We start from the raw sequence: 17,460 nt of genomic DNA, 5'->3' as shown, positions 1-17,460 counted from the left end.
GGCAGGGCGATGAGCGACGAGCAAGCAACGTCTCAAACGCCTGACATGCCTTTTGACATTGCCGCGTTTTTGAAGGAATTGACGACACGGCCCGGTGTGTATCGCATGATTGATGCAAACGGCACCGTGATGTATGTGGGCAAAGCCAAGAACCTGAAAAAACGGGTTTCTTCGTACTTTCAGAAAACCCACGCCAGCCCGCGCACCAGCCACATGGTGGAGCGTATTGTGCGGGTGGATGTAACACCGACCCGAACAGAAGCAGAAGCCTTGCTGCTTGAGAACAATCTGATCAAAAGCTTAAGCCCGCGCTACAACATTCTGTTTCGCGATGACAAAAGCTATCCTTACCTTCGCCTGACGAATCACAAGTACCCGCGCGTGGCCTATTACCGCGGTGCGGTCGATAAAAAATCACAGTTCTTTGGTCCCTTTCCCAACGCTTGGGCTGTGAAGGAAAGCATTCAGGTTTTGCAGCGTGTATTTTTGCTGCGGACCTGTGAAGACACCGTATTTTCTCATCGCTCACGCCCGTGTTTGCAGGCGCAAATTCAGCGGTGCAGTGCGCCATGTGTGAACTGGATCAGCCCGGAAGAGTATGCGAAAGATGTAGAAGCCGCATCGCGCTTCTTGCGGGGCGACCACAAGTCGGTACTGGCCAATCTGGAAGAGAAAATGCTGGAGGCCAGCGGTTTGCTGGAGTTTGAGAAAGCAGCCATGTACCGCAACCAGTTGGGTGCACTGAGCCGGGTGTTACAAAAGCAGTCTGTTGACACCACCGGCGGTGATGACGATGCAGACATTATCGCTGTGGTTATCAAGGGCGGTGCCGTGTGCGTGAACCTGGCCATGGTGCGCGGCGGGCGGCATTTGGGTGACAAGCCCATGTTCCCCAGTGTAGCGCAGGCCAGTGAAGATATCGGGCCCGAGGTGCTGGAGGCTTTCTTGAGCCAGGCCTATGTGGACAGGCCAATTCCAAACTTGTTGATTGTGAACCAGGACCTGGATGCGCCTGAACTGCTGATGGCCTTGAGCCAACAAGCTGGCAAAAAAATCAACCTGATTCGACAGCCGCAAAGCGAGCGCAGAAAGTGGTTGGACATGGCAGTTGACAATGCGGAAATTGCAATTGCCAGACGAATCGCAGAGCAGGGTTCTGCGCAATTCCGCACGCGCGCGCTTGTTGAAACCCTGGGCCTGGAAACACGGCTTGAAGAAGCCTTGCAGGCCAGTGAGGCTGATGGCTTGCTCAGCGGAACGGCCGCAGGAGCCGAGCCTGTGGCAGATTCGCCTGCTGAGGAAATTGATTTGTTGGCCACTTTGCGTGTGGAATGTTTTGACATTTCGCACACGGCTGGCGAGGCCACGCAGGCCTCGTGTGTGGTGTTTCACAATCACGACATGCAAAGTCGTGAGTACCGCCGCTACAACATTGAGGGCATTACCCCGGGCGACGATTATGCAGCCATGCGCCAAGCGGTCACACGGCGTTATCAGCGCGAAGGAAAAACCCCCATCGTGATGCCGCATGTGGTGTTGATCGATGGTGGCAAAGGGCAAATTGAAGTGGCACGCCAGGTGTTTGAGCAACTGGGCCTGGACATTGGCCTGATTGTGGGTGTAAAAAAAGGCGAGAATCGCAAGGTAGGTCTGGAAACACTGGTGTTTCCAGATGGGCGTCCAAGCCTGGAGCTGGGCCCTGGTCACCCCGCACTCATGTTGATTGCGCAAATTCGTGACGAGGCCCACCGCTTTGCGATTACCGGCATGCGGGCCAAGCGTGCCAAGGCAAGGCAAGCTTCCGAGCTGGATGAAATTGAAGGGATTGGCGCGCGTCGCAAGCAAAAGTTGCTGACCCGTTTTGGCGGTTTGCGTGGTGTAAAAGCAGCCAGCGTGGAAGACTTGCAAACGGTCGAGGGCATTTCGAAAACGCTGGCCGAAGAAATATATCGGCGTTTGCATTGAATATGTGCGCCTCAACAGGTGTTGGCGCTGATATATTCTGTACCTCTATAGCGTGTATTTTTTACTTAACAAAAGAAAAACAGATATGCCAATGAACCTGCCAATGATCCTGACCTGGGTCAGGATTGTGTTGATCCCTTTGGTTGTCGGCATTTATTTTTTGCCTGAAACTGTCATGTCTATCTCCATGCAAAACTGGGTGGGCGCTTGGGTATTTGTTTTTGCGGCCATTACTGACTTTGTTGATGGTTATTTGGCACGACGCTGGAATCAAACTTCCGCGTTTGGCGCATTTCTTGATCCGGTGGCCGACAAGCTGATGGTGGGCGCTGCCTTGATTGTGCTGGTTGATCTTGGGCGTATCGGCCCATTTATCGCGCTGATTATTATTGGTCGTGAAATTACCATTTCCGCCCTGCGTGAATGGATGGCCAGCATCGGCGCGCGCAACAGCGTGGCCGTGAACTGGCTTGGCAAATTCAAAACTATCGCGCAAATGGTGGCCATTCCCATGTTGTTGGTCAATGAAACCTGGATGGGCATCGACTTCCATGTGCTGGGTACCTTGGGTATTTACGTGGCAGCCGTTTTGACGGTTTGGTCGATGTGCTATTACCTGATGAAAGCCTGGCCAGAACTCCGCAATCGAAGCTGATCGCTTCCGGACACATTTCGCCATGAACAAAAGCAATTTGCTGCCCCAGCCATATCCGTTGCGGTATGCACTCAACGATGAAGTTCATTCCCGCCCCACTGAGGCCTTGTGGCCACAGGAAAGGGTGTTTCATATCGCTTTGCTGGTGCAAGGAGATGTGACGCCTGAGATCGTGGCGCAACTGCAAGCACTGGTGGACTATTGCGGATGCAAACCAGTTTCCGATGACGAGCTGGCTGCACCCCAGGTAAGCCTTAGCCTGTGCGGCGGTGAATCTGCCTTGCGCCTGCGGCTGGAGCGCCACAATGAATTCATTACATTGACCTTCTTTGAGCGGGCTGATCATGCGATTGTGTTTGATCGCCCGGTAACACGCCGTTTGCCCCCCAGTTGGATGGCTGCTCTGCCAGGCGTGATGTTGGTGGCCATTGAGCTGTTTGTTCAAAAAACGGACACCCCCCGAGAACCGCGTAGCGTGGCCGGTTATTTTGATGGCAACACCCTCATTGGCGGCATGATTGCCAATGGCGCGGGGCAGGTGTTTTCCGATCTTCGAATTGCAGACCGAGGTGCAAGTCGCATTTTGATTTGCAATTTGAAAATGGGATCGCGACAATTGGGCAGGGTGGTTCAGCGCACCATCGAGATGGAAACTTACCGCATGATGGCCTTGCTCAGCTTTCCGGTGGCGCGTGCTACATTGCCGAAGCTTTCGTCTTATGAAGACCGCTTGGTGAAGCTGGCCACTGAAATGGCCGAAACCAGCAAAACCGAAGACCTGGCCGAAGTGACCAGCGAGGATGTGGAGCTGGATCGAAAGTTGTTGAGCCAGCTGACCGACCTGGCTGCGCGCGTGGAGCAGTTAAGCGCCGAGAACCGGGTACGTTTTACCGCAGCTGAAGCGTACACCGACCTGGTTAAAAAACGCATTGCCGAGTTGAAAGAAATTCCCATGGTGGGCATGCAAACGTTTGGTGAATTCATGGACCGCCGCTTGGGTCCTGCCATGAAAACCTGCACCTGGACTGCACGCCGGCAAGACGAATTGGCCGCCCGTATTTCACGGGTCACCCAACTACTGCGCACGCGCGTTGAAATTGAGCGCGAAAGCCAGAACCAGCGACTACTGACCAGTATGGACAAGCGTGCCAAGGTTCAGTTGCGTTTGCAGGAAACCGTAGAGGGCTTGTCGATTGTTGCTATTTCTTATTACGGCGCCAGTTTGGTGGGTTACCTGGCCAAGGGGCTGAAAGCCGTGGGTGTGCCTGTTTCACCCGACTTGGCCATTGCCGTGGCCATTCCAACCATCGCGGTGCTGGCCTATGTCAGCATGCAAGCCATGAAAAAGCGCATGGGTTTGAAGGGTTAAGTATTATTCGGAAATATTGCCCCAAGAGGTTTCCAAACTATGGGGTTTGTGGTTATAATTGCGGGCTCGGAAGCTTGGCAGAGCGGTTGAATGCACCGGTCTTGAAAACCGGCGAGGGTGCGAGCCCTCCGTGAGTTCGAATCTCACAGCTTCCGCCAAAAACATCAAAACCCGCCCTTGTGGCGGGTTTTTTGTTGTTGCGACCTGTGAGTCGATTCGGACGAACGGATCATGAAATGAACAACAAAAAACCGCCTCGAGGGCGGTTTTTTGCATTTGGAGATACCCAACATCTAATTATCTGTAAAGCACGCTTGGCAACCACATGCCGATTTGTGGGAATACATACAGCACGAACATGGCAAAGATTTGAATAAACATGAAAGGAATCATGCCCATGAAAATCTGGTTCAGCGTGACTCCGGGTGGCGATACGCCTTTCAGGTAGAACGCTGCCATGGCCACAGGTGGAGACAGGAAGGCGGTTTGCAAATTCAGTGCGACTAGCAAACCGAAGAACAGTGGATCTACATCAAAGTAGGGCAGCAGCGGGATGAAAATGGGCATGAAAATCACGATGATTTCGGTCCATTCCAAAGGCCAACCCAACAAGAAAATAATCACTTGTGACAGCAGCAGGAATTCAATGGGGGTCAGGCCCAAAGAAAGCACCCATGTTTCAACCAGTTCTTGCCCACCCAGCAGTGCGAATGCAGCAGAGAAAATGGACGAACCCACGAACAACCAGCACACCATGGCGGTGGTTTTTGAAGTCAGGAAGGCGGATTCTCGCAGCACAGGAAAGCTGAGTTGACGATAGCCGGCAGCAAGCAACAAGCCACCGAAAGCGCCCAATGCGGCTGCTTCCGAAGGTGTGGCCAAGCCCATCACGATACTGCCCAACACAGCGCCGATCAAAATCGCCAGTGGGAAGAATGAGGTCAGCAGCATTTTGAATACTTCCAGGCGCTCAAAGCTGAGGCGTGAATAGTAGTATCCCAATACAGCCACAATCGCCATTAACCAAATCCAGAAGGTTGTTGGTGCAGGAGTTGATTCAGCTTCAGCAGCAGCTTCTTTTGCCACAGGTTCTTCCACTGCAGGCGCTGCCGCAGCTTCGGTGGTTTCGGCGCCAGCAGGCTCTTCCAGACCAAAGTCATAGTTGCTGCTGCCGGAGCTTTCGTAACCGGAACCAAAACTCACCAAGCCTGAGGTGTCAAATGCAGCTTCTTTGGGAGCAGTCAGTGATGAATACACCAAGCCCAAAATGAAGGCAGCAAAAATTGCGGGGATCATCGCAACAAACAACTGGCCAGCGACTTGACCACCGGTCAGGTTGCCTTCACGACGCCCTTTCAAGCCATTCACCAAGGCAGACACTGCACGGCTGCTACCGTAAGTGCGCTTCAACGAATCAAGTACAGGGCTTAGCGGCACACGGCGTTCTTCCTCAGACAGAGGGGGCGCACATTTTGGGTTGATTTTCGCGCGGATGATGATGTAGGCGATGTACATGCTTGTCAGCATCAAACCAGGAAACAGCGCACCAGCGTACAACTGAACTACTGAAACACCGGCCGTTGCGCCGTACACGATCAACAGCACTGAAGGTGGAATCAAAATACCCAAACAGCCGCCTGCGGTAATTGCACCAGCAGCCATTTTGGTGTCGTAACCCGCTTTCAGCATGCTTGGCATGGCCAGCAGACCCATCAAGGTAACTACCGCACCCACAATACCGGTCGCAGTCGCGAAAATTGCGCAGGTTACCAGCGTTGCAACGCCCAAAGCGCCAGGCAAACGGGCCATGGCAAGGTGTAACGATTTGAACAGTTTCTCGATCAGGTTTGCGCGTTCAACCAGGTAACCCATGAATACGAACAGGGGAACGGAAATCAGCACGTCGTTGGTCATCACCTTGTAGGTGGACTGAACCATCAGGTCGAGCGTTTTCTGTATGTTCCCGTCGTAAGCGAAGTAGGTGAAAATTACGCCCATGCCCATCAGGGTAAAAGCGGTTGGAAAGCCCAGCATGATGGCCACAACAACCAGCGAGAGCATCAGCAGGCCCAAGTGGCCGTCTGTCATTTCCGATGGCGCAGGCATTGCAATGGAGACCCCGATCAGGATCATCGCCATGATGGCAATACCAAAATATAGTTCTTTCTTCATGATGATTCCTGTTAATTCTTGCCGAGAGAGGCTTTCAACTTCTCTACATCCACTTCTTCCACGTCGTCTTCACGCTTGGGCCATGCGCCATCCTTGATGCACATGATGCAGCGGATTACTTCCACAACGCCTTGCAGCAGCAAAAAGAAACCGGCCAGTGGGATGAAGGCCTTGAACGGGTAAATGGGCGGACCATCGGCGGTGATGGATGACATTTCCTTGATGGCCCAGGCTTCGTCAGCGAATGTGTAACCTGCGTAGGTCAATGCGATGATGCCGGGGAAGAAGAAAACGAAATATAGAATCAGGTCGAGAATGGCTTGTGTTCTGGGCTCAAGAAAGCCGTACAGAATGTCTCCGCGCACATGGCCGTTGGTGGCCAATGTATAAGCCCCTGCCATCATGAACAGGATGCCGTAGAGAATATAGGATGCGTCGAATACCCAAGGGTTGGGGCTGTTCAGCACGTACCGCGTGAACACTTCGTACACGATAATTCCGGTCAACAACACGATGGTCCAGGCAAACAGGTGACCGATCTTGGTGGAAATTTTGTCGACCAAATGAAGGAAAGCTAACATGGGGTGAACCTCGGGTTCGGTTAAAAAAAAGCCAACACCCGTTGTGCAGGTGCTGGCTTTTTGGTGTGGAGCAAATTACTTCTTTTGTGCGTAGAACGCTTGTGCCATCTTGAAGTCGACGGATGTGTCGGCTTGCCACTTGGCTGCACGTGCGGCAAATGCACGCTGCGAATCAAGTACTTTCTTGAACATTGGGTTTGAGGCGGCCTTTTCTTTGGTCACCGCATCCCACGCAGCCAGCTGAGCTTTCAAAATGCTGTCAGGTGTTTTGAAGAACTTCACACCGTCTTTGCTTTGCATTTCAGCGTAGTCTTTGGAATAACGGTCAATTGCCTTCCAGCTCATGTCGGCAGAAGCAGCTTCAGCAGCGTTGGCGATGATCGCTTTGATTTCTGCTGGCAGTTTGTTGTACTTGGTCTTGTTGAACATGACTTCAAACTGTTCGGAAGACTGGTGGAATGACTGCAACATGCAAACTTTGGATACGTCTGGGAAGCCCAACAGGCGATCTGAAGATGCATTGTTGAATTCAGCTGCATCCAGCAGGCCACGGTCCATCGCTGGAACGATTTCGCCACCGGGTAGGGCGTTAACTGCAACACCCATTTTCGTGAACATGTCTACAGACAGGCCAACGGTACGGAACTTCAGACCTTTCAGGTCTTCAGCCTTGGTCACTGGCTTTTTGAACCAGCCCAGTGGCTGAGTTGGCATTGGGCCAGTCATGAAGGACACCACGTCCATGTTCAGTTCTTTGTAGATTTCTTCCTGCAGCTCTTTACCGCCGCCGTACTTGTGCCATGCCAGCAGCATGTTTGCGTCCATGCCGAAAGAAGGGCCTGAACCCCACAGCGCTACCGCTGCGTTCTTGCCGTACCAGTAAGCGATCACGCCGTGACCACCGTCCAGTGTGCCCTTGTTCACCGCATCCAGCAAGTCGAAAGCTTTTACCACTGAACCAGCTGGCAGTACTTCAATTTTCAGGCGACCGCCGGTCATGCTGTTTACTTTGTCAGCAAAGTCAACTGCATATTCGTGGAAAATGTCTTTCTGGGGCCATGTGCTCTGGAAGCGCATGTTCACTGTTTGAGCAGTGGAAATCATGGGGAACGCCATGGCGCCTGCACCTACTGCAGCCACTGATGTGCCTTTGATAAAATCGCGGCGCTTTTGGTTGTTCACTGAGTCAGTCATTTTGCCTCCTTAAATTGATTTAGCTTTCGACTGTTGTTTTTGGTTTTACTTTTCGAACCTGCATTGTGATGGCGTACAAAGGCTAACTAAATAGGAGCAAACCCTTACCTATCGGTACTTTCCCTAGGGTCGAAAAAAAACCGCCAGTCGCAAAACTGGCGGTTTTCTGGTCGAGTTAAATGGTGTTTATGCGCTTGCGCTTACCTTTGAATCTGTTTTGGCTTTCACCTGCCTGTGTTTATCGATGGCTTCGACCTTGCGCTGTTTCTCGTGCAGGAAGCTGAGCACTTCATGCCGGTAGTGGTTGTAGGTGGGGTCGTCGGCCAGGGCCAAGCGGTCACGGGGGCGGGGCAAGTCGATGTCCAGAATTTGACCAATGGTGGCTGAAGGGCCGTTGGTCATCATCACAATACGATCGGACAACAACACTGCTTCGTCTACGTCGTGCGTAATCATCACCACCGTGTTTTTCAACTCGTTTTGAATGCGCATGACTTCATCTTGCAGATGGGCGCGGGTGAGTGCGTCCAGTGCGCCGAAAGGTTCATCCAGCAGCAACACCTTGGGTTCCATGGCCAGGGCACGGGCAATACCCACGCGCTGCTTCATACCGCCTGAAATTTCGGAGGGCAGGCGATCCAGTGCATGGCTCATGTTCACCATGTCAAGGTTGTGCAGAATCCATTCTCGTTGCTCAGTTTTGCTTTTTTTGCCTTTGAAGATTTTTTCAACTGCAATTTCAACGTTCTGATACACGGTGAGCCAGGGCAGCAGGGAATGGTTTTGAAACACCAGCGCACGGTCAGGGCCTGGTGAGTTCACTTCGCGATTGTCGACAATCACGACACCCTCGCTGGCGGTCAGCAAACCCGCAATGATGTTCAGCACGGTGGACTTTCCACAACCCGAGTGGCCGATCAGGGAAATATATTCGCCACGGTTCACTTCCAGGTTGATGTCTTTCAACACCGGGTTCACGATGCCATTGCGCTCAAAACGCATTTGCACTTGGGAAATACTCAGGAAACGATCGCTCATGTTATTACTCCTTAACCTGCAGATGTACCGCGTGTAATTTTGTTGCCCACCCAGGCCACGCAACGGTCGAGAATGAAACCGACGATGCCCACGTAGACCAGTGCCAGAACAATGTCGCTGATCAGCGAGCTGTTCCAGGCGTCCCAGATAAAGAAGCCAATGCCCACACCACCAATCAACATTTCAGCGGCAACAATGGCCAACCAGCTAAGGCCCACACCAATACGAAGGCCCGAGAAAATATAGGGCGCAGCGGCAGGCAGCATGATCTTCCAGAAGTACTCAATGCCGTTGTGCTGAATGACGCGTGACACGTTTCGGTAATCTTCGGGAATGTTGCGAATGCCCACTGAAGTGTTGATGATGATCGGCCAAATGGCCGTGATGAAGATCACGAAAATCGCAGACGGGTTTCCATCCTGAAAACCCGCCAGCGACAGAGGCAACCACGCCAGCGGGGGCACGGTGCGCAGTACCTGAAACAAAGGATCCAAACCACGCAGGGCCCAGGTGGACTGACCCACCAACACACCGAGCGCAACGCCCACCACCACTGCCAGGCTGTAGCCAATCGCGACTCGTTCAAGGCTGGCCAGTATTTGCCAGGCCATGCCCACATCGTTGCCGCCATTGTCATACAGCGGATTGATGATCAACTCCCAAGTGTCGGTGATCACTTTGCTGGGCGCCGGCAGTCGTGCACCTTCGGTGCTGCACAGGATTTCCCAGATCAGCAACAAAATGGTCATGACTACGACGGGCGGAACCAGCTTGCCCAGGCTTTCTTTGACTTGCTTGAAAGCTGCAGTTTCAATGAATGGCTTGCTTTTCACCTTGTGGGCGGTTTGCAAACGTTCTAAAGAGTCAGTGGTCATCATGATTTGAATCCTTTAATAAAATACTCAGGCCTTCATGGCTTTAATGGCCAAACTGTCGAGGTACGCCTTGGGGTTCTTGGGGTCGAATACTTTGCCGTCGAACATTTTTTCAACACCGCGCGAAGTACCGGCGGGGATGGCAGATTTGTCGATCTTCAAAGTGCTTGCCGCCTGGCGCCAGATGTCTTCGCGGTTCACCTGCTTGATCAGGCTGCTGGTGTCCAGTTTGCTTGGCAGGTAACCCCAGCGCTGGTTCTCGGTCAGGAACCACAAGTCGTGGCTTTGGAAGGGGTAGGAGGCCTGATCCTTCCAGTAGCGCATTTGTTGGGGGCTGTTGGTGACCACACGGCCTGTGCCGTAGTCGAAATCGCCTTTCATGCGATCGACAATGTCGGTCATGGGTGCGTTGATCCAGCGGCGCTGCGAACAGATGCGGGCGACTTCCTCGCGGTTGGCGGGTTCTTCGCAGAACATTTGCGCTTCCATCACAGCCATGACCAGTGCTTTGGCTGCATTCGGGTTGGCATCTACCCAGTCTTTGCGCATACCCAGCGCTTTCTCGGGGTGGTTTTGCCAAAGCTCACTGGTCGTGAGTGCGGTGTAGCCAATTTTCTGGCTGATCAATTGCTTGTTCCAGGGTTCGCACACACAGAATGTGTCCATGCTGCCTACCTTCATATTGGCCACCATTTGCGCGGGCGGAACAACGATGGTCGACAGGTCGTTGTTGGGATCAATTCCGCCAGCCGCCATCCAGTAGCGGATCCACAAATCGTGAGTACCACCCGGGAATGTCATGGCAGCGCTGACTGCTTTGCCGCCGCCTTTCTTGGCCATCAATGCTTTTTTGAATTCGCGGGTGTCAGTACCCACTTTCAATGCCTTGTATTCTTCGCCCACTGAAATGCACTGGCCGCCCAGGTTAAGGCGGGAAAGAATGTACATGGGTGTGGGAATATTGTTGGCAGTCATGGCGCCAGTGCTGATCAGGTAGGGCATGGGCGTCAGAATGTGGGCGCCATCGATACCACCGTTGGCAGAGCCCAGCACGAGATTATCGCGGGTGGTGCCCCAGGATGATTGCTTGAGTACTTCCACATCGGGCATGCCGTGTTTTTTGAAAAACCCTTTCTCAATACCCACGAACAGCGGTGCTGCATCTGTAAGCGCAATGAAACCCAGTTTTGCTTTGGTGGTTTCGATCTTGGTGGATTGCGCCATCACGATAGACGGTGCGCCAAAACCAGCCAGCAGGGTAGAGCCCCACACCGCGGCGGATTGTTTGATGAAGGTGCGACGTGTTTCCGACAATTCTGGTTTTTTGTCAGTGGGTTTGTTGCTCATGGTGTGCGTCCTCGAAAATTCAAGCCAAGAAAAAACGGCGCACATCACCACACCTGCCCAGCAAGTTTGGGATGGACGCCGTTGTCCGGTACTTCTTTACTTCATTACTGAAAAGCATTTGACCCTGTCCTTCGTTGGCATAGGTCTTACAACACACTTAGCAGTTTGTGTGCCATGCAAAAAAGAAGTGCACAGGTGTGAAATTGAGTGAAATCAGTGCGAGATTTCGCGCTAATTTTGGTGCGTGGAGCGAGTTTGGTGCGGCGCACCAAATAAATCAGTGCGCCGGTCAGGATGTATGTGGTGCATGCACCGGTTTGATGTCTACGTTTCGGTGCTTATTTTTGAAGTGCGCGAATACCTACCCACGCAAAAAAGAGGGCGTATGCCAAATCGATGAGGCCATAGCCGGAGTAAAACAGGGCGAGCAGTGGTGTTTCTTCACGGATGATGGGCAGCATGTCCGATTTACTGCTAATCCAGATGACCCAGGTGTACACGTAGATTGCCTTCTCGAAAGCGAATACAAAACAGATTGCAGGCAGTTGATGCGCTTGTTTGGCCACAGACAGATAAGCCAAACCCCACACCATCACCATGAAAGTGCCAAAGGGAGAAAAAACTTCGGGCGACAATTCATGAAAGGCTGAGTTGGTGAAAAATTCGCTGGCGGCCAACATGCCGAAAATATTGGTAAAGCCGGCGGCGATAAAACCCAGAAAAATAAACCGGTTGTGTGCTGTGCTGTTCAAAAGTTGTCTCCGTTTGTTGTTTTGAGTGTTTTTGGATACTACCCGAATACTATATACTTGCGCCCCATGGAGAAGTGCGAGAGCGGCTGAATCGGCCTGACTCGAAATCAGGTAAGGGGGCAACCTCTTCGAGGGTTCGAATCCCTCCTTCTCCGCCAAAAAACAAAAAGCCCCGCAAGGGGCTTTTTGTTGACTATCGACACACCCAGTGACGCGTGAAGCGGCACGCAGGTGTGGCGTGTTGCAAGAAGCTTAGAAGCTCAAATTGACCCGCATCACCGCAGTACTACCGCTCACTTCATTGCCCACCACCAACAAGGGTTCACCAGTTGGAGAATCCTTGGCAGGAATGAATACCAGTCCCTCGGGTCCTAGGTCGCCAGCAGTTGGCAATACAGCGGGGTCTGAAGGGTCGTTTGTCCAGTTGTCGCGAGTGTTGTAATAATCGACACGCACGGGAGCAGCCGGGTTGGTGATGTCATAAACCAGAATACCGCCCATTCGCTCCAGGCCGATAAAAGCAAAAGTTTTGTCTCCAATTTTGCCCACTGCCACACCTTCTGGTTCCGGTCCTTTGGCATCGCTTCGGCTATCCAGCGCATTGCCTTCATCATGGCCCGAATTGAAAAAATCCTTGCAGTTCAGGTTGCGGGTGCTGCCCACTTTGCAATCGTCACTCGCCAGGAAACGTTCAATTTCAGAACCAGAGTCGAAAACCAGCGCACCGTCTTCATCAAAAATCGAGAATGAACGTGCGCCGAAGGAATACAGTTTGTCGTACATCAGGCGATCACCTGCGGGGTCTTCGACACCGGTGCTGTTAAACAGAATGGGTGCCCCGTTGGCGTCGGTGCGATAGCCCATAGTCCATGTCACATTCAATCGACCAAGTTGATCATCAGCCCGACAGGCGTTCGGGTTGCCGGCCACTGCGCCACAGTACGCAAACACTGTGGGGTTCAGCAGGCCACCGTTGGCCAGATCGTCGAGTTGAGCAGGCAGGTCATCATTCAAACGACCAGCCCAACCGTTTCGGTTCACCAGGTGTTTCATCCGGAATTCTTCAACAAAGCCTTGGCTTGCGTCACCCGCAAAATAGGCTGGATTGTCTTCACCCCATGTGCGAGCATCACCTTCATTGGCCGTGACCAAGTAAGTTTTGCCGTCAGCAGCCGTGTAAGAAGCCATGGCGTCGGGCAGGTAAAGCCCTGCGACACCGGCCCAGTTTCGAATATTGATGGTGTCGCCATCGGTGTCTGATGCATCGAATTCATTGCCGATCGCACCGTGGTCTTTTTCCCCAAGGGGAAAAACGTCGGTCACAGTTGCAGTTGCAATATCGACTTTGGCAATTGCGTTGTTCTCTTGAAGGGTTACAAAAGCAGTTTTGCCGTCAGCGGACACCGCAATGTACTCGGGCTCGAAGTCTTGTGATGCAGATGCACCTGGACCATAGATTCGAATGCCTTGGGCACGCAGACTCGCTTCCTGGCCCGTGAAGGCACTAAAGCTGGCTGTACGAACAATCGGTGCACGGGGGTCCCGTACATCGATCACACTGATGCTGCCTTCCGGGTCAATTTGATAGTTGTCGCTGGGTTCCCCTTCATTGGCGGTCAGCACAGTGTTGCCGTCGGGTGTGAAGGTGATCATGTCGGGTTGTGCTCCCACAGTACGCGAACTGAGCAAAGTCAAATCGCTGGCGCGGTACAGAGCCGTGCGACCCAGATTGGTTTTGACCGGTGCTTCAATCGCCACAGCCACAATACCGTTGGCTACTGCAACGCTGTTAACGACGGAGCCTGCAAGCACATCATTGGTGTCGAGCGTGTCGATCAAGGTTGGGTTTTCGGGGTCGGACAAATCAAATACATCCACTGCACCGGCCAGGGCATTTACCATGAACAAGCGTTGGCTCGCTGGGTCGTAAGCTGGAATTTCAGCTGCGCTGACGTCAAACTGATTGGTCGAAAATCCACCGATTTTCTCCAGTGTCAGGCTGGCCGGTGTGGCCTCGGAAGGTGCGGTGGTGCTGGGGGTGCTGCCGTCGCCGCCGCAGGCAACCAGAGTAGCCGCTGCAATTGCACTGAGTGCGAACAGTTGAATTTTTGTCTTCGTCATGAAAATAGGCTCGAATCGCTATAAAACGACCGAGCCTATTGATTCAAGATGAAACCTTGATGACAAATATTAAGTGAGTTGTGGATTAACCGGGCAGTCCATCGGTAGGCAATCCGGGCAAACCGCCCAATTCGCCGCCCAGAGCATCTGCACCCGACGAGATACCACTGCTCAGTGTGCCCAGCAAATCGCCTTCCGGAATTTCAGGCAAGCCTGAACCGCTGCCCGCTCCCTCAAGTGCGGATTGCAAGGTGTCTGCTCCGCCTAAAATACCGTCGACCAAGTCGGCCAGTCCACCCTCCACTTCGGCGGGCAGGGCGGGAGTGTCGCCGCCTAAGTCGCCCAGGTCAGGAACTTCAGTATTCATTTGACTCAATGTGCTTTCAAGAACATTGTCGATTTCAACAGCCACGTCCCTTAAGCCTTGCAGCAATTGATCATAGGGCTCCACTTGTTCGCTGACGGGTTGAGTAATTCCATCGGCCAGATCAACCACACTGGTGACCAAGCCACCATCTGTGGGGTCTATATTCGGTAGTGCAGAAATCAGGGTGTCCAGGCCAAGGTCGGTATTCACTGCCTCTGAAAGCGGGTTGGTAATCGGGCTTAGTGGCTCGCCCAGCAGTGTTTGGTTCACACCATCCACCAGTTGCTGTACCAGGTCGGCCTGCGGTGTTCCCTCGCCGGTGGTGGCAACCAATGCGTCGTGAACGTTGTCAAGCACACCCAAACCGGTTTGTTCAACCGCCGTAGCAATATTGTCAGGAGTCGATTCCGGGTTGTTTTGGCTGTTTTGCACAGCATCCTGAATTGGCTGAAGAATGCTTTGTTGCAAGTTGTCCTGGGTCAGGTTTTCAGTTGCAAATTCTTCCAGGCTTTGTGGGCTGTCCTGAGAAGAAAACTCGCCCACACCGATGCTGCCCAAGCCGCCCCCGCCAGCGTTGCTTGTGCCTGTGCTTGTGCCCGTTCCAGTATCGCTGCTGCCAGAGTCGCCAGAACCACCCGCCAAAAACGCACCAGCGGCCACTGCGCCTGCACCGGCCAGGCCGCCACTGCCAGCGCCCAAAAGGCCTGCACCAAACAATCCTGCTACTGCTCCACCTTCGGCTGCTGCTGAATTCTCAGCCAGTTCAGTGGTGAACTCGAAACATTCGCCGTCTTCAAGCACCACGATTTGTTGTTGACCGTTGCTACCTGTCTGCTCACCTAGAGTCAATTTGCCATTGGCGGTCATCACACCTGCGGCTGGAATTTGCCCATCGCTTCCCGGAAATTCAAGTGCCAAACGTCCATTGGCACCAGTCACTACTTCGTCGCCTGGCATTAGGTAGTCGCCTGCCTTGACCGCCACTATTTCACCGTTGCGGCTTACGTTGACTTCGCCTTCAAGGTCCTTGATCAATGCTTGGGGTGCGGCCATGGGTGTGCTCCTGAATTGTTGGATTTGTGTTTAACATCCGTCAATTTTGCTAGTCCGCCAATTTTTTAATCCTCCAATTAGGGGGAGGGTTCTACCCTCTATTGGTGAATTTGTAATTGACAATGGCTGTTGTCAGATATACATTCACACAAGCAAAATTTTTCTGAAAAGGTTCCAGGCATGAGTGAATACACAGTCGTCATCATTGGCAGTGGTTTTGGTGGGCAATGCGCAGCCATTAATTTGAAAAAGCGGGGCATTGAAGATTTCATCATGCTGGAGCGTCGCGACTTCATGGGCGGTACCTGGTGCCAGAACTCCTACCCAGGTGCTGCGGTGGATGTTCAATCGCTGTTGTATTCGATCGAAAGTGAACCCTATGACTGGAGCCAAATGTTTGCCGATGGTGCGGAGCTTCAGCAATACACCGAGCATGTCATTACCAAGCACGGCCTGCGTGAGAAAACCCGAACCAACAGCAATGTGCAGCGCACCGAGTGGCATGAAAATGAGCAGCGCTGGCATGTGCATTTGCACACCGGCGATGTGATCAAAGCGCAGTTTGTGATTAATGCGTCTGGCCCACTGAGTACACCAGTGATTCCAAATTTCAAAGGTCGCGAGACATTCAAGGGCAAAACTTTTCACACCAATGCTTGGGATCAGAATTACGACCACAAAGGCAAACGCGTCGCCATTATTGGCAGTGGTGCCAGTGCGGCACAGGTGATTCCGGCCATCGCGCCTGAAGTGGGGCACTTGCATGTGTTTCAGCGTTCGCCACATTGGGTGCTGCCGCGCCCCGACCGAGTGTTTAAGCCTTGGCAGCGTGCCTTGCTGAAAGTTGAGCCCATTCGTAAGCTGGCCCGCGCCGCGATTTACTGGGGGCTGGAAAGCCGCGTGATTGCATTCAAATATTCAGACTTTGCGCTGAAGAATATTGCTCAGCGCGAGGCTTTGCACCACATCAAAAAGCAGATTAAAGATCCCGAGCTGCGTAAAAAAGTAACACCCGATTTCACGATTGGTTGCAAACGCATTATTTTGAGCAATACGCTGTACCCAACGTACTGCCGCCCAAATGTCAGCTTGCACGACAAAGCCGACGGTATCGCTGAGATTAACGAGACCGGTATTAAAACCTTGAGTGGTGAGCAGCTTGACCTCGACTGCATTGTGTACTCGACCGGTTACGATGCCACCGATGGTGTTATTTCTTACCCAGTGGTGGGCAAGAATGGTACCAAACTGGCCGATGTATGGAATGAATTCCCGCGCGCCTACTTGGGCACCACTGTGCCGCAGTTTCCTAACCTGTTTATCGTGACCGGCCCAAACACCGGTATTGGCCACACCAGCGCAATTTTTGTGATTGAGGCGCAGATGCATTACATCATGCGAGCCATTGCTGAAGTGAAAGCAAAAAAAGCCGCTGCCATTGAAGTGAAACCGCAAGCCGAAGAACGTTACACCACCCACATCCACAGCGAGATGGAAAAAACTGTGTGGAAGCGCGGTGGTTGCACCAGCTGGTACAAAAGTAAAAGTGGCCATGTAGTGGCCATGTTTCCTGGTTTTAGTTACACCTACCTACGCATGGCCAGGAATTTCAAGATGAACGACCATGTGTTACAGGCACCTTTGGCGCAACAGCAGTCATCAAAATCCGATCAATCTGAATTGCTCACAGAAGGGGCCGCAGCATGAAGAATTTCAAAGACAAAGTGGTTGTAATTACTGGTGCAGCCTCTGGCATGGGGCGTTCGTATGCACTGATGTTTGCCAAACTGGGCAGCAAAATTGCAATTTGTGATTACGACGGGAAAGGTTTAAAAGAAACCGAGAAACTGGTGATGCAAACGGCCAACGTGCAGGTGTATGCCGAGAAGCTGGATGTGTCGAACAAGGCGGGGGTGTATGCATTTGCCCAAGCTGTGAAAGCAGCGCTGGGCAATGCACATGTGATCATCA

The 17,460-nt window shown here is 52.6% G+C and carries 14 protein-coding genes and 2 tRNA genes; 7 read left to right on the top strand and 9 right to left on the bottom strand.

From position 1 onward, the window contains the following. Nucleotides 1-45 precede the first annotated feature (45 nt). From uvrC to LMED105_RS15015, 4 genes are all read left to right on the top strand, one after another. Nucleotides 46-1,965 carry an excinuclease ABC subunit UvrC gene (uvrC, locus tag LMED105_RS15030; RefSeq protein WP_198006873.1) on the top strand — a complete coding sequence of 640 codons (1,920 nt, stop codon included), beginning with the start codon at nucleotides 46-48 and terminating at the stop codon, nucleotides 1,963-1,965. Between the two features lie 85 nt (nucleotides 1,966-2,050). After that, nucleotides 2,051-2,620, top strand: a complete 570-nt coding sequence (gene pgsA, locus LMED105_RS15025; RefSeq protein WP_008252942.1) for a CDP-diacylglycerol--glycerol-3-phosphate 3-phosphatidyltransferase — start codon at nucleotides 2,051-2,053, stop codon at nucleotides 2,618-2,620. A 22-nt stretch (nucleotides 2,621-2,642) separates the two neighbouring features. Beyond that, nucleotides 2,643-3,989, top strand: coding sequence for a DUF3422 family protein (locus tag LMED105_RS15020; RefSeq protein WP_008252941.1), 1,347 nt, complete (start codon nucleotides 2,643-2,645; stop codon nucleotides 3,987-3,989). A 68-nt stretch (nucleotides 3,990-4,057) separates the two neighbouring features. Continuing rightward, a tRNA-Ser gene (locus tag LMED105_RS15015) sits at nucleotides 4,058-4,147 on the top strand. A gap of 139 nt (nucleotides 4,148-4,286) precedes the next feature. Here the strand turns inward: LMED105_RS15015 and LMED105_RS15010 are convergent. From LMED105_RS15010 to LMED105_RS14980, 7 genes are all read right to left on the bottom strand, one after another. Further along, complete coding sequence (locus LMED105_RS15010) at nucleotides 4,287-6,161, bottom strand: TRAP transporter large permease subunit (RefSeq protein ID WP_008252932.1); 1,875 nt, start codon at nucleotides 6,159-6,161, stop codon at nucleotides 4,287-4,289. An 11-nt stretch (nucleotides 6,162-6,172) separates the two neighbouring features. Next, entirely contained in the window at nucleotides 6,173-6,742 is a 570-nt protein-coding gene (locus LMED105_RS15005; RefSeq protein WP_008252921.1) for a TRAP transporter small permease subunit, read from the bottom strand. A 75-nt stretch (nucleotides 6,743-6,817) separates the two neighbouring features. After that, nucleotides 6,818-7,936, bottom strand: a complete 1,119-nt coding sequence (locus tag LMED105_RS15000; RefSeq protein WP_008252917.1) for a TRAP transporter substrate-binding protein — start codon at nucleotides 7,934-7,936, stop codon at nucleotides 6,818-6,820. Between the two features lie 186 nt (nucleotides 7,937-8,122). After that, on the bottom strand, nucleotides 8,123-8,974 hold the full coding sequence (locus LMED105_RS14995) for an ABC transporter ATP-binding protein (protein WP_008252915.1): 852 nt from the start codon (nucleotides 8,972-8,974) through the stop codon (nucleotides 8,123-8,125). Nucleotides 8,975-8,985: 11 nt separating this feature from the next. Continuing rightward, nucleotides 8,986-9,852 (bottom strand): nitrate ABC transporter permease, encoded by an 867-nt coding sequence (gene ntrB / locus LMED105_RS14990; protein ID WP_008252912.1) that lies wholly within the window; start codon nucleotides 9,850-9,852, stop codon nucleotides 8,986-8,988. Nucleotides 9,853-9,876: 24 nt separating this feature from the next. Then, a complete protein-coding gene (locus LMED105_RS14985) occupies nucleotides 9,877-11,196 on the bottom strand; it encodes a CmpA/NrtA family ABC transporter substrate-binding protein (protein WP_008252911.1) in 1,320 nt (439 codons plus the stop codon). A gap of 338 nt (nucleotides 11,197-11,534) precedes the next feature. Further along, nucleotides 11,535-11,948 carry a hypothetical protein gene (locus tag LMED105_RS14980; protein WP_008252909.1) on the bottom strand — a complete coding sequence of 138 codons (414 nt, stop codon included), beginning with the start codon at nucleotides 11,946-11,948 and terminating at the stop codon, nucleotides 11,535-11,537. Nucleotides 11,949-12,016: 68 nt separating this feature from the next. Between LMED105_RS14980 and LMED105_RS14975 the strand changes: the two genes are divergently transcribed. Continuing rightward, nucleotides 12,017-12,106, top strand: a tRNA-Ser gene (locus LMED105_RS14975). 94 nt (nucleotides 12,107-12,200) lie between these two features. Here LMED105_RS14975 and LMED105_RS14970 read toward each other — a convergent pair. Then, nucleotides 12,201-14,069 (bottom strand): choice-of-anchor I family protein, encoded by a 1,869-nt coding sequence (locus LMED105_RS14970; RefSeq protein ID WP_008252906.1) that lies wholly within the window; start codon nucleotides 14,067-14,069, stop codon nucleotides 12,201-12,203. Between the two features lie 85 nt (nucleotides 14,070-14,154). After that, nucleotides 14,155-15,489, bottom strand: coding sequence for a hypothetical protein (locus LMED105_RS14965; RefSeq protein ID WP_008252904.1), 1,335 nt, complete (start codon nucleotides 15,487-15,489; stop codon nucleotides 14,155-14,157). A gap of 180 nt (nucleotides 15,490-15,669) precedes the next feature. Between LMED105_RS14965 and LMED105_RS14960 the strand changes: the two genes are divergently transcribed. Both LMED105_RS14960 and LMED105_RS14955 read left to right on the top strand, forming a co-directional pair. After that, complete coding sequence (locus LMED105_RS14960; protein ID WP_008252902.1) at nucleotides 15,670-17,196, top strand: NAD(P)/FAD-dependent oxidoreductase; 1,527 nt, start codon at nucleotides 15,670-15,672, stop codon at nucleotides 17,194-17,196. Beyond that, a partial coding sequence (locus tag LMED105_RS14955; RefSeq protein WP_008252901.1) for an SDR family NAD(P)-dependent oxidoreductase occupies nucleotides 17,193-17,460 on the top strand: 268 nt, incomplete at its 3' end. The genes LMED105_RS14960 and LMED105_RS14955, both read left to right, overlap by 4 nt.

This window comes from Limnobacter sp. MED105, assembly GCF_000170915.1.
Taxonomy (GTDB): domain Bacteria; phylum Pseudomonadota; class Gammaproteobacteria; order Burkholderiales; family Burkholderiaceae_B; genus Limnobacter.
Note: the sequence above shows the minus strand (reverse complement) of the source record. Positions and strands in the feature narration are given on the sequence as shown.